A 20,625-nucleotide genomic window follows, 5' to 3' on the forward strand; every position below is an offset into this window, starting at 1 on the left:
ACTCCGCACACCGGCGCCCCGATCCCCACCCGAGCCCCCGCTCGCCCTCCCCCTCGTCCTCCTCACGCCCCGTTCCCCGGCGGGGCTCCCCCTTTGCCTCCTCACCCCTCGGCGGGGCTCACCCCCCTGCGCCTATGCGCTGCGCCGGGTCACGAACTCAGCCAGGGACAGCAGACCGCCCGCCGACTCCGGGTCCGGTACGGCCCGGGTCAGTTCGTGCAGGGCACGGGACATGCGGTCGGCCGCCTGCTCCTGCGCCCACGCACGGCCGCCGGCCTGTTCGACGGCCAGCGTGGTGCGGTCCAGGTCGGCGGGCCGGTAGGGCGCCGCGTACAGCTCGGCCAGCTCCCCGGCCGCCGGGGTGCCGGAGGTGAGCGCGGCGACCACCGGCAGGGACTTCTTGCGGGCGGCGAGGTCGGCGCCCGCCGGCTTGCCGGTCTGCCGCGGGTCGCCCCAGACGCCGATGACGTCGTCGATGAGCTGGAAGGCGAGTCCGGCCTCCCGTCCGAACGCGTTCAGCGCGTCGACGTCCGCCTCCGCCGCCCCCGCGTACAGCGCGCCCACCGCACAGGCGCAGCCGAGCAACGCGCCCGTCTTGGCCTCGGCCATCGCGAGCACCTCGTCGAGGGTGATCTCGGTGGGGCCACGCCTTTCCATGGCCGTGTCCGCCTGCTGGCCGGCGCACAGCTCGACCACACAGGCCGCGACACGCGCGGTGGCCGCCGCGGACGCGGGGTGCGGGTCCGCGGCGAGCATCCCGAGGGCCAGGGCCTGCAGGGCGTCTCCCGTGAGGATCGCGTCGGCGTCGCCGAACACGGCCCAGGCGGTGGGGCGGTGGCGGCGGGTGGCGTCCCGGTCCATCACGTCGTCGTGCAGCAGCGTGAAGTTGTGGACCAGTTCGACCGCCGCGGCGGCCCGGACGGCCGCCGCGCGGGCCGCCGGGCCGCCGAGCGCCGCGGCCGCGGCGAGCACGAGGGCCGGACGGATCGCCTTGCCCGCGTTGCCCGCCGCCGGGGTGCCGTCCGCGTGCTGCCACCCGAAGTGGTAGAGCGCGACCCTTCGCAGGGAACCGGGCAACGAGTCGATCGCCGACCGCAGTTCCGGATCGACCGAGGCCCTGGCCCCCTCCAGGACGGCCGCCGCCTCGTGCCCGTCGGCCGGCCCCGCACCGCCGTCGTCCTGGCTCCCGACGGGCCCCCGCCCTTCCCGCGCCCCGCCTTGATGCCGCCTGACGGCGGAGGTCACCGCCAGCGGCCGATCTCGACGTTCTCCAGGACGCCCAGCGCGTCCGGCACCAGGACGGCGGCCGAGTAGTAGGCCGTGACCAGGTACTTGATGATGGCCTGTTCGTTGATGCCCATGAACCGCACGGACAGGCTCGGCTCGATCTCGTCCGGCAGACCCGACTGGCGCAGCCCGATGACGCCCTGGTCCTGCTCGCCCAGACGCATCGCGATGATCGAGCTGGTGCGGGCCTCGGTGACCGGGATCTTGTTGCACGGGTAGATCGGCACCCCGCGCCACGTCGGGATCCGGTTGCCGCCGACGTCGATCGTCTCGGGGACGAGTCCGCGCTTGTTGAGCTCGCGGCCGATCGCGGAGATCGCGCGCGGGTGGGCGAGCAGCAGCTTGGTGCCGCGCCGCCTGCTCAGCAGTTCGTCCAGGTCGTCGGGGCTCGGCACGCCGTCGTGCGGCTGGAGCCGCTGGTCGTACTCGCAGTTGTGGAGCAGCCCGAACTCCCGGTTGTTGACGAGCTCGTGCTCCTGACGCTCCTTGAGCGCCTCGACCGTCAGCCGCAGCTGCTGCTCGGTCTGGTTCATCGGCTGGTTGTACAGGTCCGCCACCCGCGAGTGGATGCGCAGGACGGTCTGCGCGATGCTCAGTTCGTACTCACGGGGCCTCGCGTCGTAGTCCACGAAGGTGTGCGGGATGTCCTGCTCGCCGGCGTGACCCGCGGCGAGGTCGACCTCCTTCTCTCCGTACTTGTTGGTGCGCTGCTCGGGAATCGCGCGCAACTGCCGCAGGTGCTCGCCCAGCGACTCGGCGCGCTCGGCGACCTGCTCGACGTCCTGCCGGGAGAGGACCAGCACCGTGCAGGCGGTGTCGGCGCGGGCCGTGTACTCCCAGATGGCGTCCGCGTCGAGCAGCGACTGGTCGCCGAAGTACGCGCCGTCGGCGAGCACCCCGAGCACCTGGTCGTCGCCGTAGGGGCCGGTGCCGACCTTCTCCACACGGCCGTGCGCCAGCAGGTAGGCCTCCTCGCTCCGGCTGCCGAAGGAGGCGATCACCTCGCCCGGGCCGAACTCCCGCTGCCGGCAGCGCTGGGCGAGTTCCGAGAGGACCTCCTCGTCCTCGTAGGAGCGCAGTGCGGGCAGTTCGCCCAGCTCCGCCGGGATGACCTCGACGCGGTCGCCGGTCTTGACGAACGTGATGCGGCCGTCGCCGACCGCGTACGTCAGACGCCGGTTGACCCGGTACGTCCCACCCTGCACATCCACCCAGGGCAGATTCCGCAGCAGCCAGCGGGAGCTGATCTCCTGCATCTGCGGCGCGGACTTGGTCGTGGTGGCCAGGTTCCGCGCGGCCGCAGTGCCGAGGCTCTGCTGCGGCTTGCCCGACTCCGTGCGGACCTCTTCGCCTACCGACATGAGAAATGCCCTCCCGATTCATGCACGGGCGCCGAACTGCGCCGGTGCACTTCGTTCACGCGGCAAGCCTTCCATCACCGTGTGTGCTCGTGCTATTACCCGAAAGAGCGGGAATGGATCATCGCGGGCCTGGGAACAGGCACGTTTCACCGAACGATGTTCGACAATGGGCGGGTGACCGACCTGCGCCCCCGACTGCCCTCCCCCCTCCAGGAGGTGACCGACGACCGGTTCGCCCGGCACGGGGTACGGCTGCTGCTGAAGCGGGACGACCTGATCCATCCCGAGCTGATCGGCAACAAGTGGCGCAAGCTCGCGCCCAACCTGGAGCGGGCGGCCGGCCGGACGCTCCTCACCTTCGGCGGCGCCTACTCCAACCATCTGCGGGCCACGGCCGCCGCCGGCCGCCTCCTGGGGCTGCCCACGGTCGGCGTGGTGCGCGGCGACGAGCTGGCCGGCCGGCCGCTGAACCCCTCGCTGGCCCGGTGCGCCGCGGACGGTATGCGCCTGCACTTCGTGGACCGTGCGACGTACCGCCGCAAGACCGAGCCGGACACCCTCGCGGCCGTCCTGCGGGCGGCCGGCGCCGAGGACGCGTACGTCGTCCCCGAGGGCGGCAGCAACGCGGCGGCGGTCCGCGGCTGCCGGGCGCTCGGCGAGGAGCTGCGTGACCACGCCGACGTCGTCGCCCTCGCGTGCGGCACCGGCGGCACGCTCGCGGGCCTGGCCGCCGGTCTCGCCCCCGGCCGGCGGGCGCTGGGTGTACCGGTCCTCAAGGGCGGTTTCCTGGGCGAGGAGATACGGGCCCTGCAGGAGGAGGCGTTCGGGGGCCGGCGGGGCGACTGGAGGCTCGACGAGCGTTTCCACTTCGGCGGATACGCCCGGGTCACCCCCGAGCTGGAGGCCTTCGCGGCGGATTTCGAACACCGCCACGGGCTGCCCGTCGAACGTCTCTATGTCGCCAAGTCGCTCTATGCCCTGGTCGTGCTGGCCGAGGAGGGCGCCTTCACGCCCGGGACGCGGCTCGCGGCCGTCGTGACGGGCTCGCCGTTCACCGCGTGAGAGCCGGGCGGCTCGCCCGCAAGGACCCGCCGCCGCCCCTCCCGCGCGGGATGCTCAGGTCGCCTCCCGGAACGCGGCGGCCTCCTCCAGGTCGAGCCGGCGCAGCAACGTGCGCAGCATCTCGTCGTCGATGTAGCGGCCGTCGCGGAGCCGGACGAACATCTCGCGCTCGGCGCTGATCATCTCCCGCGACAGACGCCGGTAGGTGTCGTCGACGGTCTCCCCGGTGACCGGGTTGACCTGCCCGAGGCGCTCCCAGACGGCGTTGCGGCGGCGCTCCAGGACGCTGCGCAGCCGGTCGGCGAGAGGTGGGGGCAGGGCGTTGCGTTCGTCGGCCAGCAGGGCGTCCAGCCGCTCCTCGGCGACCCGTGAGGCCTGCGCCTGCGCGTTGGCCTCGGCGAGCGTCGCGGCCTGCGGGTCGGCCTCGGGGAACTTCAGCAGGCGGATCAGCGGCGGCAGCGTCAGCCCCTGCACCACCAGGGTGCCGATGACGGTCGTGAAGGTGAGGAAGAGGATGAGGTTGCGGTGCGGGAAGGGCGCGTCGCCGTCCTCCACGGTGAGCGGGATGGAGAAGGCGATGGCGAGCGACACCACGCCCCGCATGCCGGCCCAGCCGATGACGACCGGTCCGCGCCAGGTCGGGTTGTCCTCCCGCGCGCGGATGCGCGCCGACGCCATCCGCGGGAGGAAGGTCGCCGGGTACACCCACAGGAATCGCGCCGCCACGACCACGAGGAAGAGGGCGACGGCGTACCAGGCGGCGTCCATGCCCTCGTAGTCGCCGAGGCCGCGCAGCACCACCGGGAGCTGGAGGCCGATCAGCGCGAAGACGGCGGACTCCAGGACGAAGGCGACCATCTTCCACACCGCCTCCTCCTGGAGACGGGTCGCGAAGTCGACCTCCCACGCACGGTGGCCCAGGTACAGCGCCACGACGACCACGGCGAGCACCCCGGAGGCGTGGAACTGCTCGGCGGCCGAGTAGGCGACGAACGGGATCAGCAGGGAGAGCGTGTTCTGCAGGAGGGGTTCCTTGAGGTGGGTGCGCAGCCAGTGCAGGGGGGCCATCAGGATCAGCCCCGCGGCGACCCCGCCGACCGCCGCGACCAGGAACTCCTCGATGCCGCCGCCCCACGAGGCGCCCTCGCCGACGACGACCGCGAGGGCCACCTTGTATGCGGTGATGGCGGTGGCGTCGTTCAGCAGCGACTCGCCCTGGAGGATGGTGGTGATCTTCGACGGCAGGCCGACCCGGCGGGCCACCGCGGTGGCCGCGACCGCGTCCGGCGGCGCCACCACCGCGCCGAGCACGAGCGCCGCCGTCAGCGGCAGCCCGGGCACGATGAGGTAGGCGGCCCAGCCGACGGCGAACGTCGCGAAGAGCACGTACCCGACCGACAGCAGCGCCACCGGCCGCAGCTGGGCGCGCAGGTCCAGGTAGGAGCTGTCGGTGGCCGAGGTGTAGAGCAGCGGCGGCAGCAGGAGCGGCAGGACGACGTCCGGGTCCAGGGTGTAGTCCGGGACCCCGGGCAGGTACGACACCGCCAGGCCCACGGCCACCAGCAGCAGCGGCGCCGGGGCCGGGGTGCGCCGGGCCGCCGCCGCGACAGCCGCACTGCCGGCCACCAGCAACAGCAGTGGCATCACGTCCATGTCTGGCCCGCCCTCTTTTTCCGCGCGGTCGTCCGCACGTCCGTCGTAATCTGGCAATCATGAAACAGTGCACGCACGCCGACGCGCTGCCCGACCCCGAACCCGTCCCGCTCGGCGAGACCTGTCCCGAGTGTCTGCGGGACGGCACCCACCCCGTACAGCTGCGGCTGTGCATGACATGCGGCCACGTCGGCTGCTGCGACTCCTCGCCGAGCCGGCACGCCACGGCGCACCACAAGGAGTCCGGCCACCCGGTGATGCGGACGTTCGAGCCGGGCGAGAACTGGCGCTGGTGCTTCGTCGACCACGTCCTCGTCTGACCCCCGCGACGGGCCCGTCCGCGACGGGTTCGCCGCGGGGCGAACTTCCGGGACGGTGCGTGCGTTGAACTCATGAGACGTTCCCGCCGCCGGGCGGGTACGGTTCGACCGTCCGACGCCTGGGTACGTCAACCCGGCGCGCCTTCTTCCCCTTTGGCTCCGCACACCCCTAGACACGGAGCGTGTTCACAGCTTTACTGTGAGTGACGCCAGGGGGTTGGGGTCCCGGGGACAGGAAACGTGAGAGCGCGATAGCGTCACCGCTGCACCACACACGCGTTACCCCGGGGGGCGACCCTCGGCCCCGAAAAGCTTGTACCACCTTGGAGGTGAGGGTGTCCCAGATCGCAGGCGAGCCCGCGACCCAGGACTTCGTGGAAGTCCGGCTGCCGGCTGCGGGTGCCTACCTGTCGGTGCTGCGGACGGCCACGGCCGGCCTCGCGGCCCGTTTGGACTTCACCCTGGACGAGATCGAGGACCTGCGCATCGCGGTGGACGAGGCCTGCGCGATCCTGCTCCAGCAGGCCGTGCCCGGCTCGGTGCTCAGTTGCGTCTTCCGCCTCGTCGACGACTCGCTCGAAGTCACCGTCTCGGCGCCGACCACGGACGGCCACGCCCCCTCGCGGGACACCTTCGCCTGGACCGTCCTGTCCGCCCTCGCGGGCAAGGTGTCCTCCGCCGTCGACGAGGACAAGACCGTGTCGATCAGCCTCTACAAACAGCGCGGCGCGGGACCCGGGCCGGCGTGAGGAACGGGGACGGGCCGGTGCGGGACGAAGAGCGCGGCACACAGGAGCTGCCGGCCGGGAGCGCCGACGTGCCAGTCTCTCCGGACGGTTCCCGACACCTGGCGGACAACATCGACGGCATTCCCGAGCAGGCCCGGCCGCATCCGGAGGACGACTCGTCCTCCGTGCAGGCGAGCATGCCGGGCGGTGCCGGGCAGGGCTCGCCCCGGGAGGGGCGGATCGGGGGCTCGCCCCCGGGCCGAGCGCAGGCGAGGGCTCGACAGAGGGCGACGGGCGGGACAATGAGCGAGCACGAGCGAGACGGCGAGCAGAGCGTGCCGGGCACACAGCACACACCCTCGCCCACGTCGGCGACGGACCGCAGCGGGGCGCGGGCGATGTTCGTCGAGCTGCGGCAGCTGGACGACGGCAGCGCCGAGTACGCGGAGATGCGCAACCGGCTGGTCCGCATGCATCTGCCGCTGGTCGAGCACCTCGCGCGTCGCTTCCGCAACCGCGGCGAGCCGCTGGACGACCTCACCCAGGTCGCCACCATCGGCCTGATCAAGTCGGTCGACCGTTTCGACCCGGAGCGCGGAGTGGAGTTCTCCACGTACGCGACCCCGACGGTCGTCGGCGAGATCAAGCGGCACTTCCGCGACAAGGGCTGGGCGGTCCGGGTACCGCGCAGACTCCAGGAGCTGCGCCTCGCGCTGACCACCGCGACGGCCGAGCTTTCACAGCAGCACGGCCGCTCCCCCACGGTGCACGAGCTCGCCGAGAAGCTGGCGATCTCGGAGGAGGAGGTCCTGGAGGGCCTGGAGTCCGCGAACGCGTACTCCACCCTGTCGCTGGACGTCCCCGACACCGACGACGAGTCCCCCGCGGTCGCGGACACCCTCGGCGCGGAGGACGAGGCGCTGGAGGGCGTCGAGTACCGGGAGTCGCTCAAGCCGCTCCTGGAGGACCTGCCGCCCCGGGAGAAGCGGATCCTGCTGCTGCGGTTCTTCGGCAACATGACGCAGTCGCAGATCGCGCAGGAGGTCGGCATCTCGCAGATGCACGTCTCCCGGCTCCTTGCGCGCACCCTGGCCCAGCTGCGGGAGAAGCTGCTCGTCGAGGAGTAGCGGCCGCCCCGCGTCCGCTCTACTCCGGTGTGCGGCCGGGCCCCCGGATCCCGAGGGCCCGGGTCGTCTCCCCGTTGACCAGCAGCACGAGCGAGGCGATCGCGACGGCGGCCAGCGCGATGCCCGCCGGGATGGCCATGCTGTCGGCCTGCAGCAGGTTGTAGGCCACCGGCAGCGCCATGATCTGTGTGATGACGGCGGGTCCCCGGCTCCAGCCGCGCAGACCCCACAGGCCGCGCGCGGCGAGCAGCGGCAGCAGCGCGAGCACCATCAGCGTGACCCCGCCGGTGACGGCCTGCTGACGGTCGTCCGGGTCTGCGGAGATCCCGAGGACGAGCATCCAGAGCCCGCCGACCACCAGCGCCAGCCCTTCGAGGGCGGCGAGCGCGGCGGCGTACGTCAGCCGGCGCGGGCGGGGTTCTGCGGTCTCCGGGGCTGCGGGGGTCTGCTCACTGCTCACCCCTGAAGGGTAGCCCGCACGCTCGCCGCGCCCCGGTCCGCCCGTGTCGAGGCTCACCTCGCGATCTCTTACCCGATCCCCACCTCGGCCTGTGCCCGGTACCACCCAGTAGGTACCCTGCAACTCATGCGTGCACTTCTCGTGGTCAATCCGGCGGCAACCACCACCAGTGCACGGACGCGCGACGTCCTCATCCACGCGCTCGCCAGCGAGATGAAGCTCGAGGCGATCACCACCGAATACCGTGGACACGCACGTGACCTGGGCCGGCAGGCCGCCGAGAGCGGCAACGTCGACCTGGTGGTGGCCCTCGGCGGGGACGGCACGGTCAACGAGGTCGTGAACGGACTGCTCCACGACGGCCCGGATCCGGAGAACCTGCCCCGTCTCGCGGTGGTCCCCGGCGGCTCCACCAACGTCTTCGCCCGGGCCCTGGACCTGCCCAACCATCCCGTGGAGGCCACCGGCGCCCTGCTGGACGCGCTGCGTGAGGGCCGTGAACGCACGGTCGGTCTGGGTCTGGCGGCCGGCACGCCCGGCACCGAGGACGAGGCGGTGCCCTCGCGCTGGTTCACCTTCAACGCCGGGCTCGGCTTCGACGCCGGAGTGGTGGGGCGTGTGGAGCAGCAGCGTGAACGCGGCAGGAAATCCACGCACGCTCTTTACATCCGCCAGGCCGTCCGTCAGTTGTTGGGCGAATCACAGCGCCGGCACGGCTCGATCACCCTGGAGCGGCCGGGCGCCGAACCGGTGACGGGTTTGGTGCTTTCCATAGTCTGCAACACGGCCCCGTGGACCTATCTGGGCAATCGCCCGGTGTACGCGTCACCTAAGGCCTCGTTCGATACCGGGCTCGACGTACTCGGTCTCAGCCGTCTGTCCACCGCCTCGCTTGCCCGATATGGCACTCAGTTGCTCACTTCGTCCCCCGAGCGGGGACCCCAGGGAAAGCATGCGGTCTCACTGCACGACCTGGACCAGTTCACCTTGCATTCGAAGGTCCCGTTGCCCCTCCAGATGGACGGTGACCACCTGGGGCTGCGAACCAGCGTGACGTTCACAGGCGTACGCCGTGCACTGCGTGTGATTGTGTGAGCAGAAAGGGCTGAAGTCCTTTCACTCGAACGTTTAGGCCAGGGTCCACCCCATGGAAGTACGGCTGTGACCTAGTCGACACCGAGGAATCAAAAAAAACTTTCCGGTAGGGGTTGTATCCGTCGCTGAGGTTTGCGAGTCTCTACGTGGCGATCGGGACAGCCCGCAACACCGGCATCCACTGATCACCGGAACCCCTCTTCACACACAGGACCAACGCCAGTGCATCTGGCTGGTGGCCCTTCACTTGTTGAGGGATTCGTGAAAGCGTTCACATTCACAAGCAACCTGCATGTAATACCAAGGAGAGGTAGCAGCCATGGACTGGCGTCACAACGCCGTTTGCCGCGAGGAAGACCCCGAGCTCTTCTTCCCCATCGGCAACACCGGTCCTGCGCTGCTGCAGATCGAGGAAGCCAAGGCCGTCTGTCGTCGCTGCCCGGTTATGGAGCAGTGTCTGCAGTGGGCGCTCGAGTCCGGCCAGGACTCCGGCGTCTGGGGTGGCCTCAGCGAGGACGAGCGCCGTGCAATGAAGCGTCGCGCCGCCCGCAACCGGGCCCGCCAGGCAACCGCCTGACGACACCCGCCCCGCAAGCCTGAGCTTGGCGGCGCGTACAGCGAGTACGCATCTCCCGCCCCCGAGCCGCAGCGCGCAGTACCCCCGATGCGCAGCACACGCTGGCAACGAGCATTCGAGCCCCGGACCCCTGAACGGTCCGGGGCTTCGTGCTGTGCGCGGTCCGCCGAGCGGCTGCGCCCGGCACGCCGCCCGCACGGCTCACTTGTGGGCGCGCACCGGGATGTCGAGGATCACCTGGGTCCCGCGGTCCGGAGCGGGGACCATGTCGAAGGTCCCGCCCAACTCCCCCTCCACCAGCGTCCGCACGATCTGCAGGCCCAGGTTGCCCGAGGTGTGCGGGTCGAAACCGGCGGGCAGGCCGACGCCGTCGTCCTGGACGGTGACGAGGAGCCGGGCTTCCTTGGCGGTGCCGCCGCGGACGGCCGAGACCTCGACCGTGCCGGTGTCGCCCTCGCGGAAACCGTGCTCCAGGGCGTTCTGCAGGATCTCGGTGAGGACCATGGAGAGCGGGGTGGCGACCTCGGCGTCCAGAATGCCGAAGCGTCCGCTGCGCCGGCCGGCGACCTTGCCCGGGGAGATCTCGGCGACCATCGCCAGCACACGGTCGGCGATCTCGTCGAACTCCACCCGCTCGTCCAGGTTCTGGGACAGCGTCTCATGGACGATGGCGATCGAGCCGACCCTGCGGACCGCCTCCTCCAGGGCCTCCCGGCCGCGCTCCGACTCGATGCGCCGGGCCTGCAGGCGCAACAGGGCCGCCACCGTCTGGAGGTTGTTCTTCACCCGGTGGTGGATCTCCCGGATGGTCGCGTCCTTCGTGATCAACTCGCGCTCGCGGCGGCGCAGTTCGGTCACGTCACGCAGCAGCACCAGCGCGCCGATGCGGGTGCCCTTGGGCTTCAGCGGGATGGCCCGGAACTGGATGACCCCGTCGTTGGCCTCGATCTCGAACTCGCGGGGCGCCCAGCCGCTGGCGACCTTGGCGAGCGCCTCGTCCACCGGGCCCCGGGTCGGGGCGAGTTCGGCGGTGGTCAGGCCGAGGTGCTGGCCGACCAGGTCGGAGGCGAGCCCCATCCGGTGGTACGCGGAGAGCGCGTTCGGGGAGGCGTACTGGACGAGGCCGTCGCCGTCGACCCGGATCAGGCCGTCGCCGACGCGCGGGGCCGCGTCCATGTCCATCTGCTGGTCGGGGAACGGGAAGGAGCCGGCCGCGATCATCTGCGCGAGGTCGGATGCGCTCTGCAGGTAGGTCAGCTCCAGCCGGCTCGGGGTGCGCACGGTGAGCAGGTTGGTGTTGCGGGCGATGACGCCGAGAACGCGGCCCTCCCGCCGCACGGGGATCGACTCGACCCGTACGGGGACCTCTTCGCGCCACTCCGGGTCGCCCTCACGCACGATCCGGCCCTCGTCCAGGGCGGCGTCCAGCAGCGGGCGGCGGCCGCGCGGGACGAGGTGGCCGACCATGTCGTCCTGGTAGGAGGTGGGGCCGGTGTTGGGACGCATCTGGGCGACGGAGACGTAACGCGCGCCGTCACGGGTGGGCACCCACAGGACCAGGTCGGCGAAGGAGAGGTCGGAGAGCAGCTGCCACTCCGAGACCAGCAGATGGAGCCACTCGAGGTCGGAGTCGTCGAGTGCGGTGTGCTGGCGTACGAGTTCGTTCATGGAGGGCACGTCCGTGAGCGTACCCGGGCAGCCGGAGTGTCCGGAAAAACACCCGCGGGCCGCGGCGCCTGGGAGGGACCCTCAACCCTCCCGGCACCGCAGCCCGGAGCAATATCGGCCACGGGGTGTGCGGTCCCGTCGGCCGAAGGTGAGGACCGGGGCAGTCAGGGCAGAGAGCTCCGGGTCCTCGGTCCGCCTTCCTGTGCGGGGAAGGCGGAGGTTCTGTGTCGCACTCCCTGCCATTGTGGACTAGACCACTAAGGGTGTCCATGCGTGGGAGCTTGTTCGTTGTTGTGGGTATTCGGATGCCCTGACATCCATCACGCAGCCTAGCCTGTGCGGGTTCCCGTGCGGGGCGGATGCGCGGGGCAATTTCCCCGACGGGCCGCGGATCCGGCCCGCCGACCGTACCCCTCGGCCGCAGACGGGGGCTCCCGATTCTGTTAGATTGAACCCCTGGATTGGTCTAAACCACATAGCCCTTCCGGGCCCTCGGAGCCCCTCTCAGAACGGCAGGCCAGCGTGGAAGTTGTCATCGTTGCGGACGCCCGGTCGGGCGGCGAGCTCATCGCCGGAGCCATGGCCCAGCTCCTTCGGCGCAAGCCGGACGCGCTGCTCGGCGTGGCCACGGGTTCCACCCCGCTGCCCGTCTACGAGGCGCTGGCCGCCCAGGTGCGCGCCGGCGCCGTGGACACCTCGCGCGCCAGGATCGCCCAGCTCGACGAGTACGTCGGCCTGCCCGCCGAGCACCCCGAGTCCTACCGCTCGGTCCTGCGGCGCGAGGTGCTCGAACCGCTGGGCGTGAAGATGGAGGCGTTCCTCGGTCCGGACGGCACGGCCGAGGACGTGCAGGCCGCCTGCGAGGCCTACGACCGGGCGCTGGCGGCGGCCGGCGGCGTGGACCTCCAGCTGCTCGGGATCGGCACCGACGGGCACATCGGGTTCAACGAGCCGTGCTCGTCGCTGCGCTCGCGGACCCGGATCAAGACGCTGACCGAGCAGACCCGGGTGGACAACGCGAGGTTCTTCGACGGAGACGTCGAGCAGGTCCCGCACCACGTCATCACCCAGGGGATCGGGACGATCCTGGAGGCCCGGCACGTGGTGCTGCTCGCCACCGGGGAGGGCAAGGCGGACGCGGTCGCCGCCTCCGTCGAGGGGCCGGTCGCCGCCGTGTGCCCGGCCTCCGCGCTGCAGCTGCACCCGCACGCCACGGTCGTCGTCGACGAGGCCGCCGCGTCCAAGCTGAAGCTCGCCGACTACTTCCGGCACACCTACGCCCACAAGCCGCAGTGGCAGGGGATCTGAGCCGACGCCCCGCCTCCGCCGCCCACCGCGGTCGCCGCTACGAGGAAGGCGCCGGGTCCCCGTCCAGGGACCCGGCGCCTTCCTCGTCGTCGTGCTCACGGCACTGGGGCGACGACCTCCGCCGCTGCACGGCCGCACACCCGGGCGGCGCCGTGGGTGGCGATGTGCAGGGCGCCCCGGGGCGGCGCCTGGGGGACGCCCATCTCGACGACCACCGTGTCCGGACGGGCCGCGAGGAGGGTGTCGAGGGCGGTCGTCATCCAGGGATGCCGGTGCTCGTCGCGGACCACGGCGACGATCCGCCGCTCCCCCGCCGCGACCAGCGCGGCGTGCCCCGCGTCCGGGCCGGCGAAGCTCCCGGTCTCCGTTCCCGGCAGCAGCCGGATCAGCTCGGCGGCCATCCCCCACGGCGTCTCGTCGCCGACGGCGATGTTGGCCACCGGGGTGAGGGCGGCGACGTACGGCGGCTCGGTGAGCGGGGTGAAGGCCTCGTCGCCGGTCAGCCGCAGGGCACGGCGGGCGGCGATCAGGCCGACGTCGGCGCGCACGGCCGCACCGGTCGGCGACCCGGTCCCGGCCGTGGCTCCCGTCGCCGTCCAGCGGGCGAGGGCCCGTACCCGCCGCGCCGCGTCGGCGAGGCGCTCCTCGGCGAGTTCGCCCGTGCGGACGGCGGTGACCAGGGCGTCGCGCAGCCGGCACACCGTCTCGTCGTCGGCGAGGCCGCCGCCCACGCAGATGGCGTCGGCGCCCGCGGCGATCGCGAGGACGCTGCCCCGCTCGATGCCGTAGGTGGCGGCGACGGCCTGCATCTCCATGCCGTCGGTGACGATCAGGCCGTCGTAGCCGAGTTCGTCGCGCAGGAGGGCGGTGAGGACGCGGGGGGACAACGTTGCCGGGTGCGCCGGGTCGAGGGCCGGGACCAGGATGTGCGCGCTCATCACGGCGCGGGTGCCGGCGGCGATGGCCGCTCGGAACGGGGTCAGCTCGCGTTCGGCCAGCACCGCCGGGTCGGCGTCGATGCGCGGCAGCGCGTGATGGGAGTCGACGGCCGTGTCGCCGTGCCCCGGGAAGTGCTTGGTGCAGGCCGCGACGCCCGCCGACTGCAGTCCGGTGACGTAGGCGGCGGTGTGCCGGGCGACCAGCGCGGGGTCGGCGCCGAAGGAGCGCACGCCGATGACCGGGTTCGCGGCGTTGGAGTTGACGTCGGCGGAGGGCGCCCAGTTCAGGTTGACTCCGCATGCGGCGAGGCGGCGGCCCAGCTCGGCGGCGACCTCCAGGGTGAGCGAGACGTCGTCCACCGCGCCCAGTGCGTGGTTGCCGGGGAAGCTGGAGCCGGTGCGCACCTCGAGCCGGGTGACGTCCCCGCCCTCCTCGTCGATCGCGACCAGGACGTCGTCGCGTTCCGCCCGCAACCGGGCGGTCAGGGCGCTGAGTTGTCCGGGCGAGGCGATGTTCCTGCCGAACAGGCCGACCGACGCCAGTCCCTCGCCGAGCCGGCGGAGCAGCCAGTCGGGGGCGGTGGTGCCGGGGAAGCCGGGCTGCAGGACCGTCAGGGCGTCGCGGGTGAGTGTGTCGGTGCCGCTGGCGAGTGTCGTCATCGGGGCGTCATCCCTTCACGGCGCCCGCGGTCAGCCCCGCGGCCATCTTGCGCTGGACGAGGAGGAAGAGGGCGACGATCGGCAGGGCCATCATCGTGGCGCCGGCCATCATCGGGGCGTACTCGGTGCCGTGCTTGGTGGAGAAGTTGCTGAGCCACACGGTCGCCGTCTGGTTCTTCTGGCTGAGCAGCATCAGGGCGTACAGGTACTCGTTCCAGGCCTGGATGAAGCCGTAGACCGAGGTGGCGACCATGCCGGGGGCCAGGAGGGGGAAGACGACCCGGACGAAGGCGCCGGTGCGGGAGCAGCCGTCGACCATCGCGGCCTCCTCCAGCTCCTTGGGGATGTTGACGATGAAGCCGCGCAGGGTCCACACCGTGAAGGGGAGGATGAACGTCAGGTACGTGATGATCAGGCCGGACAGCTTGTCGTACTGGTCCAGGTCGTTCAGCAGCAGGAAGACCGGGATGATCATGGCGACGAGCGGAACCATCTGCACCGCCAGGATGCCGACGATGACGACCTTGCGACCGCGGAAGGCGAACCGGGAGATGGCGAGGGCGGCCAGCATGCCCACGACGACGCCGATCGCGACGACCGCCAGGGAGACGAGCAGGCTGCGGCCCACCGGCCCCCAGAAGTCGGCGATGTGCAGCGCGCGACTGAAGTTGTCGAGGGTCAGGTGCGTCGGCAGCAGGCTGGGGTCCGGGTCGATCGCGTCCTTCGCCGGCTTGAACGCCGTGTTGAGCATCCAGTAGACGGGGAATCCCGCGACGGCGAAGACCAGCAGGCCGAGGAGGTTCCAGCCGAGCCGTGACGTCCGGCGCGGCGCGGCGAGGGTGCGCACGCTGGTCATTCCACCTCTCCGATCTTCAGCATCTGGCGCATGTAGACGGCGACCACCCCGAGCAGCAGCAGCACGGTGATCAGCGCGATGGCCGAGCCCTGTCCGTAGTCGTTGACGACGAAGGCGCGGTCGTAGGAGTACGTCGTCAGGAGCTGGAACTCGGCCTCGGGGTGGCCGTTGCGCATGACGAAGACCTGGGGGAAGACGCCCATGTCCCAGATGACCGACAGGGTCGTGAGCATCACGATGATCGGCTTGAGGATGGGCAGGGTGACGTACCGGAAGACGCCCCAGGCGCCGGCGCCGTCGAGCCGGGCGGCCTCCTCCAGCTCGGCAGGCACCTGGGTGAGGCCGGCACTGAGGGTGATCACCACGAAGGGCACCGCGCCCCAGATCACCAGCAGCATGATCACCGCGAGGCCCTGCGGTCCGCTGGCGAACCAGTTGTGGCCGATCAGCTCGACGCCGGGCAGTCTGCTGAGGACGGCGTTGAGGATGCCGTAGTCGGAGTCGAACAGCCACTTGAAGACGGTGGTGGCGACGATGACCGGCATGCCCCAGCTGGCCACGAGCGCGATGTTGACGAGGGTCTTCACCCAACCGGAGACCCGCTGGAGGAGCAGCGCGACCATCATGCCGAGGACCATGGTGAGGACGGCGCAGCCGGCCGCGAAGACGATCGTGCGCAGGACGACCTGCCAGAACTCGCCGTCGCCCAGCACGCCGGCGAAGTTGTCGAACCCGACCGACTCGGCCGGCTGGAAGCCCCACAGCTGGGACTGCCCGAACTTCTGGAAGGACAGGGTGACGAGCCGGACCAGCGGATAGCCCATCACCAGGGCGAGCACCAGCAGGCAGGGCGCGAGGAGCAGCCAGGGGGTTCCGGCGGACGGGCGTTTCGCCCGTGGTCTGCCCGGTGGCGCGGGCGGTGGCGGTGACGGCCGCCGCGGCGGCGCCTTGGCAGGGGTGGTCGTGTCTGCGGCACTCATCCGCGCGCTCCTCAGCGGTCCTTCGGGTCGTACGGGAGGCAGGGCCCGGGAGGTCGCGGGCCCTGCCCTCAGGTCACTTGGTGTTGATGACCTTGTCGATCGCGGCGTCCGCGTCCTTCGCGGCGGCCTCGACCGTCTTCTTGCCGGTGCCGATGCTCTGGAGCATGGTCTGGAGCACCTGGGCCTTCTCGACCTGGCCCCAGCCGGGGGCCATCGGGACGAACCAGTTGGACTCGGCCGCGGTGGCCGGGACCGCCGTCGCCGGGTCGTTCTTGAGGGTCGCGAGGTCGGTCTTGTTGTTGGGCAGGTTGCCCTTGGCGATCAGGCCCTTCTGCCCGGCGGGACCGGTGAAGGCGTTGATCCACTCGGCGGCGAGGCCCTGCGCGTCGGACTTCACCGGGACGGCGAGGTCGGAACCGCCGAGGAAGACGGGGAGGTTCTTGCCGGACGGGCCGGGCATCACGAAGTTCTCGACGTTGCCGGCCAGCTTGCCGGTCTTGTCGTTCTCCTTGGCGGCGGCGGTCGCGCCCTCCCAGGCGGGGGCGAAGATCATGCCGGACTTGCCCTGGCCGTAGACGATGTAGCGGTCGGACTCGTCCTTGGTCTTGTCGCCGTGCATGTACTTGTCGAGGACCGTCTTGAACTCGTTCAGGCCCTTGAGGGACTCCGGCGAGGAGAGACTGGCCTTCCACTGGCCGCCGTCCTCCTTGGCGATGGAGCCGCCGGCGTCGTAGACGAAGGACATGGCCGCGTACCAGTCACGGCTGGGCTGGTACCAGGCGGAGAACTTGCCGCCCTCCTTCTTCTGCACCTTGTCCAGCGCCGCGGTGAGCTCCGCGTACGTCTTCGGCGTGGACGTCACCCCGGCGGCGGCGAAGACGTCCTTGCGCCAGTTGGCGACGCGGCCGCCGGCGTAGTACGGCACGCCGTAGGTCTTGCCGTCGTAGGTCACCGAGGCCTTGAGGCCGTCGAGCCAGGCGGAGGAGTTGTCGAACTTGCCCGCGTCGAGGGGGGCGAAGGCGCCCTTGACCATGTAGCCGAGCATCTCGGTGTTGCCCATCTCGACGACGTCGGGGGCCTTGTCGGTGGCGAGGACGGCGTCCAGCTTGGCGTTCTTGTCCGGCCAGCCGTAGTACTCGTGGTTGATCTTGACGCCGGGGTGCGACTTCTGGACCGCCGCGTCGGCGGCCTTCACCAGCTCGGGCCAGTTGTTCTGCGCGTCGACGGTGAGCCAGACGGTCAGCTCCTTGGCGTCGGTGCCCTTCGAGTCCCCACTGCCGCTGTCGTCCCCGCACGCCGCGATGGAGACCATCATGCCCGCGATACCGATCGCGGCTATCAGCTTGCGCTTCACGCCATCCTCCTCAGGGATGCCACACCCCCCGCCCACGGGCCGGGACCTCGATCTCTGGACCAATGGTGTAGACCAGTGCGCAGAGCTTGGCTCAGACCATTAAGCCTGTCAAGGGTGGCCGAATCCCCTCCGACCAGCTGTTATGGGACCTACATATGCAGGAACCTTTAAGTAAGAAGCCGTCGAAAACATCGACGTCGGAGGCCATCGCTCCGGTAGACCATTTGACCTGGTGGACTAGACCAGCAAAGGTTGCGACGGTATACAGAGGGGATCACGGAACGGCGGGGCAGCACCGCCGCGTCCGTGCCACGATGTGACCCGCATCCGAGGCCGGGAAGGCAGGACATGAGCACCGACGTCAGCAGTGCGGCGAACGAGGGTGGGGCGACCGTCCGTACCGCGCGCGTGCCCAAGTACTACCGGTTGAAGAAGCATCTGCTCGACATGACGCAGACCCAGTCGCCGGGCACCCCGGTCCCGCCGGAGCGCACGCTGGCGGCCGAGTTCGACACCTCGCGCACGACGGTCCGCCAGGCGCTGCAGGAGCTCGTCGTGGAGGGCCGGCTCGAACGCATCCAGGGCAAGGGCACCTTCGTCGCCAAGCCGAAGGTCTCCCAGGCCCTGCAGCTCACCTCGTACACCGAGGACATGCGCGCCCAGGGCCTCGAGCCGACCTCGCAACTGCTGGACGTCGGCTACATCACCGCGGACGACCGCCTCGCCGGGCTGCTCGACATCACGGCCGGCGGGCGGGTGCTGCGCATCGAGCGGCTGCGGATGGCCAACGGCGAGCCGATGGCCATCGAGACGACCCATCTTTCGGCGAAGCGCTACCCGGCCCTGCGCCGGTCACTGGCCAAGTACACCTCGCTGTACACCGCCCTCGCCGAGGTCTACGACGTCCATCTCGCCGAGGCCGAGGAGACCATCGAGACCTCGCTGGCCACGCCCCGCGAGGCGGGCCTGCTCGGCACCGATGTGGGGCTGCCGATGCTGATGCTGTCCCGCCACTCGCTGGACCGGGCGGGCCTGCCGGTGGAGTGGGTGCGGTCGGTGTACCGGGGTGACCGGTACAAGTTCGTGGCGCGGCTGAAGCGGCCCGCCGAGTAGAGGGTCTGTGGAGGGCCTTCCGCTGGGCTTATCCGTCACTTACATTGCCTGCGCATTACATCTGTGATCAAGGCGATCGAGTGAGGGGCGGAGCCGCCGATGTCAGAGACCCCGGAAGTGACCAAGGGGCCGGTGGTGACGCCGTTGCGCGTCGCCATCGGCCTCTGCCTGTTCGCGCCCTTCGTGGCGATGCTGTGGGTGGGTTCGTACGCGAAGGTGGATCCGGCGTTCATCGGGATCCCCTTCTTCTACTGGTACCAGATGCTGTGGGTGCTGATCTCCACCGTGCTCACCGTGGTCGCGTACAAGCTGTGGCAGCTCGACCAGCGCGGTCGTGCGGGCTCCTCCTCCGCGAAGGGCGGTGCGTCGCGGTGAAGGACGGCGTGAACGGCGTGGCGCTCGCCGTCTTCATCTTCTTCTTCCTGGCCGTCACGGTCATGGGCTTCCTGGCCGCGCGCTGGCGCAAGGCCGAGAACGACAGCCTCGACGAATGGGGCCTGGGCGGCCGCTCGTTCGGCACCTGGGTCACCTGGTTCCTGCTCGGCGGCGACCTGTACACCGCGTACACCTTCGTCGCGGTGCCCGCGGCGATCTACGCGGCGGGCGCGGCCGGCTTCTTCGCGGTGCCGTACACGATCCTCGTCTACCCGCTGATCTTCACGTTCCTGCCCCGCCTGTGGTCGGTGTCCCACAAGCACGGCTATGTGACGACCTCGGACTTCGTGCGGGGCCGGTTCGGCTCGAAGGGCCTGTCACTTGCGGTCGCCGTCACCGGCATCCTCGCGACGATGCCGTACATCGCGCTCCAACTGGTCGGCATCCAGGCCGTGCTGGACGTGATGGGCGTCGGCGGCGGGGAGAACACCAACTGGTTCGTGAAGGACCTGCCGCTGCTGATCGCCTTCGGCGTGCTGGCCGCCTACACCTACTCCTCCGGTCTGCGGGCCCCCGCGCTGATCGCGTTCGTGAAGGACACGCTGATCTACATCGTCATCGCGGTGGCGATCATCTACATCCCGATCAAGCTCGGCGGCTTCGACGACATCTTCGCCAAGGCGGGCGAGGCGTTCAGCCAGACCAACCCTGCGACGGGCAAGCCGCGCGGTGCGCTGACCCCGGCCGAACCCGGCCAGTGGACGTACGCGACGCTCGCGCTCGGCTCGGCGCTGGCGCTGTTCATGTACCCGCACTCCATCACCGCGACGCTGTCCTCGCGCAGCCGTGAGGTGATCCGCCGCAACACCACGATCCTGCCCCTGTACTCGCTGATGCTGGGCCTGCTCGCGCTGCTGGGCTTCATGGCGATCGCGGCCGGGGTCAAGGTCACCAACGGGCAGCTGGCGATCCCGCAGCTGTTCGAGGACATGTTCCCCTCCTGGTTCGCGGGCGTCGCGTTCGCGGCGATCGGCATCGGCGCGCTCGTGCCGGCGGCCATCATGTCGATCGCGGCCGCGAACCTCTTCACCCGCAACATCTACAAGGACTTCATCAGGCCGGACGCGACGCCCGCGCAGGAGACCAAGGTCTCCAAGCTGGTCTCGCTCCTTGTGAAGGTGGGCGCGCTGGTCTTCGTCCTGACCATGGACAAGACGGTGGCCATCAACTTCCAGCTGCTGGGCGGCATCTGGATCCTGCAGACGTTCCCCTCCCTGGTCGGCGGCCTCTTCACCCGCTGGTTCCACCGCTGGGCGCTGCTCGCCGGCTGGGCGGTCGGCATGGTCTACGGCACCTTCGCCGCGTACGGGGTCGCCTCCCCGACGCAGAAGCACTTCGGCGGTTCGGCGAAGGAGATCCCCGGCATCGGCGAGATCGGCTACATCGGCCTGACGGCGTTCGTCCTCAACGTCGTCGTCACGGTGGTCCTGACCTTCGTCCTGAAGGCCGCCAAGGCCCCCGACGGCGTCGACGAGACGACTCCGTCGGACTACACGGCGGACGCGGGCGACCCGGGCGTCCAGGTGGAGCTGCCCCCGGCGACCGCGGGCACGTCCCACTAGTCCCGCAAGTCCCGCAAGTCCCTACGGAGGACGGAAGGACGGAAGGACGACACGACGGCAGGACGGCAGGACGGCAGGACA

Annotated in this window: 19 protein-coding genes; 10 read left to right on the top strand and 9 right to left on the bottom strand. The window is 70.7% G+C overall.

What is annotated here, in order from left to right; translation table 11 throughout:
- Positions 1 to 132 precede the first annotated feature (132 nt).
- Together OHS82_RS15295 and OHS82_RS15300 are read right to left on the bottom strand one after the other, a co-directional pair.
- On the bottom strand, positions 133 to 1,245 hold the full coding sequence (locus tag OHS82_RS15295) for a family 2 encapsulin nanocompartment cargo protein polyprenyl transferase (RefSeq protein WP_057584227.1): 1,113 nt from the start codon (positions 1,243 to 1,245) through the stop codon (positions 133 to 135).
- Positions 1,242 to 2,648 carry a family 2B encapsulin nanocompartment shell protein gene (locus OHS82_RS15300; RefSeq protein WP_057584229.1) on the bottom strand — a complete coding sequence of 469 codons (1,407 nt, stop codon included), beginning with the start codon at positions 2,646 to 2,648 and terminating at the stop codon, positions 1,242 to 1,244. The genes OHS82_RS15295 and OHS82_RS15300 overlap by 4 nt, the downstream gene beginning before the upstream one ends.
- Before the next feature lie 156 nt (positions 2,649 to 2,804).
- On the opposite strand from OHS82_RS15300, the gene OHS82_RS15305 reads away from it, so the two are divergent.
- Positions 2,805 to 3,710 carry a 1-aminocyclopropane-1-carboxylate deaminase/D-cysteine desulfhydrase gene (locus tag OHS82_RS15305; protein WP_057584232.1) on the top strand — a complete coding sequence of 302 codons (906 nt, stop codon included), beginning with the start codon at positions 2,805 to 2,807 and terminating at the stop codon, positions 3,708 to 3,710.
- Between the two features lie 54 nt (positions 3,711 to 3,764).
- On the opposite strand, the gene OHS82_RS15310 is transcribed toward OHS82_RS15305, so the two are convergent.
- Complete coding sequence (locus OHS82_RS15310; RefSeq protein WP_057584234.1) at positions 3,765 to 5,363, bottom strand: Na+/H+ antiporter; 1,599 nt, start codon at positions 5,361 to 5,363, stop codon at positions 3,765 to 3,767.
- A gap of 59 nt (positions 5,364 to 5,422) precedes the next feature.
- Between OHS82_RS15310 and OHS82_RS15315 the strand changes: the two genes are divergently transcribed.
- From OHS82_RS15315 to OHS82_RS15325, 3 genes are all read left to right on the top strand, one after another.
- Positions 5,423 to 5,683: a UBP-type zinc finger domain-containing protein gene (locus OHS82_RS15315; protein WP_057584245.1), complete on the top strand. Its 261-nt coding sequence runs from the start codon at positions 5,423 to 5,425 to the stop codon at positions 5,681 to 5,683.
- 335 nt (positions 5,684 to 6,018) lie between these two features.
- The gene (locus OHS82_RS15320) at positions 6,019 to 6,432 is read left to right on the top strand and encodes an anti-sigma regulatory factor (protein ID WP_004925829.1); all 414 of its coding nucleotides are present in this window, start codon (positions 6,019 to 6,021) and stop codon (positions 6,430 to 6,432) included.
- The gene (locus OHS82_RS15325) at positions 6,429 to 7,538 is read left to right on the top strand and encodes a SigB/SigF/SigG family RNA polymerase sigma factor (RefSeq protein ID WP_079041607.1); all 1,110 of its coding nucleotides are present in this window, start codon (positions 6,429 to 6,431) and stop codon (positions 7,536 to 7,538) included. The genes OHS82_RS15320 and OHS82_RS15325 overlap by 4 nt, the downstream gene beginning before the upstream one ends.
- Before the next feature lie 19 nt (positions 7,539 to 7,557).
- Here the strand turns inward: OHS82_RS15325 and OHS82_RS15330 are convergent, their stop codons facing one another.
- The gene (locus OHS82_RS15330) at positions 7,558 to 7,998 is read right to left on the bottom strand and encodes a hypothetical protein (RefSeq protein WP_057584247.1); all 441 of its coding nucleotides are present in this window, start codon (positions 7,996 to 7,998) and stop codon (positions 7,558 to 7,560) included.
- 126 nt (positions 7,999 to 8,124) lie between these two features.
- On the opposite strand from OHS82_RS15330, the gene OHS82_RS15335 reads away from it, so the two are divergent.
- Together OHS82_RS15335 and OHS82_RS15340 are read left to right on the top strand one after the other, a co-directional pair.
- Positions 8,125 to 9,093, top strand: a complete 969-nt coding sequence (locus OHS82_RS15335) for a diacylglycerol/lipid kinase family protein (RefSeq protein ID WP_057584249.1) — start codon at positions 8,125 to 8,127, stop codon at positions 9,091 to 9,093.
- Positions 9,094 to 9,412: 319 nt separating this feature from the next.
- Positions 9,413 to 9,670, top strand: coding sequence for a WhiB family transcriptional regulator (locus OHS82_RS15340; RefSeq protein ID WP_006380970.1), 258 nt, complete (start codon positions 9,413 to 9,415; stop codon positions 9,668 to 9,670).
- A 201-nt stretch (positions 9,671 to 9,871) separates the two neighbouring features.
- Here the strand turns inward: OHS82_RS15340 and OHS82_RS15345 are convergent, their stop codons facing one another.
- The gene (locus tag OHS82_RS15345) at positions 9,872 to 11,347 is read right to left on the bottom strand and encodes a sensor histidine kinase (RefSeq protein ID WP_328434022.1); all 1,476 of its coding nucleotides are present in this window, start codon (positions 11,345 to 11,347) and stop codon (positions 9,872 to 9,874) included.
- Positions 11,348 to 11,860: 513 nt separating this feature from the next.
- Here OHS82_RS15345 and nagB point away from each other — a divergent pair.
- A complete protein-coding gene (gene nagB, locus OHS82_RS15350; RefSeq protein WP_328434023.1) occupies positions 11,861 to 12,646 on the top strand; it encodes a glucosamine-6-phosphate deaminase in 786 nt (261 codons plus the stop codon).
- Positions 12,647 to 12,741: 95 nt separating this feature from the next.
- Here nagB and OHS82_RS15355 read toward each other — a convergent pair whose 3' ends face one another.
- The 4 genes from OHS82_RS15355 to OHS82_RS15370 form a co-directional block, all read right to left on the bottom strand.
- On the bottom strand, positions 12,742 to 14,244 hold the full coding sequence (locus OHS82_RS15355) for a glycoside hydrolase family 3 protein (protein ID WP_057584258.1): 1,503 nt from the start codon (positions 14,242 to 14,244) through the stop codon (positions 12,742 to 12,744).
- Positions 14,245 to 14,251: 7 nt separating this feature from the next.
- The gene (locus OHS82_RS15360) at positions 14,252 to 15,100 is read right to left on the bottom strand and encodes a carbohydrate ABC transporter permease (protein ID WP_057584260.1); all 849 of its coding nucleotides are present in this window, start codon (positions 15,098 to 15,100) and stop codon (positions 14,252 to 14,254) included.
- A complete protein-coding gene (locus tag OHS82_RS15365; protein WP_328434024.1) occupies positions 15,097 to 16,080 on the bottom strand; it encodes a carbohydrate ABC transporter permease in 984 nt (327 codons plus the stop codon). Before OHS82_RS15365 ends, OHS82_RS15360 begins: the two co-directional genes overlap by 4 nt.
- A gap of 73 nt (positions 16,081 to 16,153) precedes the next feature.
- On the bottom strand, positions 16,154 to 17,434 hold the full coding sequence (locus OHS82_RS15370; RefSeq protein WP_057584264.1) for an extracellular solute-binding protein: 1,281 nt from the start codon (positions 17,432 to 17,434) through the stop codon (positions 16,154 to 16,156).
- A 348-nt stretch (positions 17,435 to 17,782) separates the two neighbouring features.
- On the opposite strand from OHS82_RS15370, the gene OHS82_RS15375 reads away from it, so the two are divergent.
- From OHS82_RS15375 to mctP, 3 genes are all read left to right on the top strand, one after another.
- A complete protein-coding gene (locus tag OHS82_RS15375; RefSeq protein WP_057584265.1) occupies positions 17,783 to 18,547 on the top strand; it encodes a GntR family transcriptional regulator in 765 nt (254 codons plus the stop codon).
- A gap of 99 nt (positions 18,548 to 18,646) precedes the next feature.
- Positions 18,647 to 18,922 carry a DUF3311 domain-containing protein gene (locus tag OHS82_RS15380; RefSeq protein WP_057584266.1) on the top strand — a complete coding sequence of 92 codons (276 nt, stop codon included), beginning with the start codon at positions 18,647 to 18,649 and terminating at the stop codon, positions 18,920 to 18,922.
- On the top strand, positions 18,919 to 20,544 hold the full coding sequence (gene mctP / locus OHS82_RS15385; protein WP_057584268.1) for a monocarboxylate uptake permease MctP: 1,626 nt from the start codon (positions 18,919 to 18,921) through the stop codon (positions 20,542 to 20,544). The genes OHS82_RS15380 and mctP overlap by 4 nt, the downstream gene beginning before the upstream one ends.
- The last annotated feature ends 81 nt before the right edge of the window (positions 20,545 to 20,625 follow it).

It is taken from the genome of Streptomyces sp. NBC_00425 (assembly GCF_036030735.1).
GTDB lineage: Bacteria > Actinomycetota > Actinomycetes > Streptomycetales > Streptomycetaceae > Streptomyces.

Excerpts from the sequence above, each read along its gene's own strand:
- OHS82_RS15300 (WP_057584229.1), bottom strand. The coding sequence starts at position 2,648 with ATGTCGGTAGGCGAAGAGGTCCGCACGGAGTCGGGCAAGCCGCAGCAG.
- OHS82_RS15305 (WP_057584232.1), top strand. The coding sequence starts at position 2,805 with ATGTTCGACAATGGGCGGGTGACCGACCTGCGCCCCCGACTGCCCTCC.
- OHS82_RS15310 (WP_057584234.1), bottom strand. The coding sequence starts at position 5,363 with ATGGACGTGATGCCACTGCTGTTGCTGGTGGCCGGCAGTGCGGCTGTC.
- OHS82_RS15315 (WP_057584245.1), top strand. The coding sequence starts at position 5,423 with ATGAAACAGTGCACGCACGCCGACGCGCTGCCCGACCCCGAACCCGTC.
- OHS82_RS15335 (WP_057584249.1), top strand. The coding sequence starts at position 8,125 with ATGCGTGCACTTCTCGTGGTCAATCCGGCGGCAACCACCACCAGTGCA.
- OHS82_RS15340 (WP_006380970.1), top strand. The coding sequence starts at position 9,413 with ATGGACTGGCGTCACAACGCCGTTTGCCGCGAGGAAGACCCCGAGCTC.
- OHS82_RS15355 (WP_057584258.1), bottom strand. The coding sequence starts at position 14,244 with ATGACGACACTCGCCAGCGGCACCGACACACTCACCCGCGACGCCCTG.
- OHS82_RS15360 (WP_057584260.1), bottom strand. The coding sequence starts at position 15,100 with ATGACCAGCGTGCGCACCCTCGCCGCGCCGCGCCGGACGTCACGGCTC.
- OHS82_RS15365 (WP_328434024.1), bottom strand. The coding sequence starts at position 16,080 with ATGAGTGCCGCAGACACGACCACCCCTGCCAAGGCGCCGCCGCGGCGG.
- OHS82_RS15375 (WP_057584265.1), top strand. The coding sequence starts at position 17,783 with ATGAGCACCGACGTCAGCAGTGCGGCGAACGAGGGTGGGGCGACCGTC.
- OHS82_RS15380 (WP_057584266.1), top strand. The coding sequence starts at position 18,647 with ATGTCAGAGACCCCGGAAGTGACCAAGGGGCCGGTGGTGACGCCGTTG.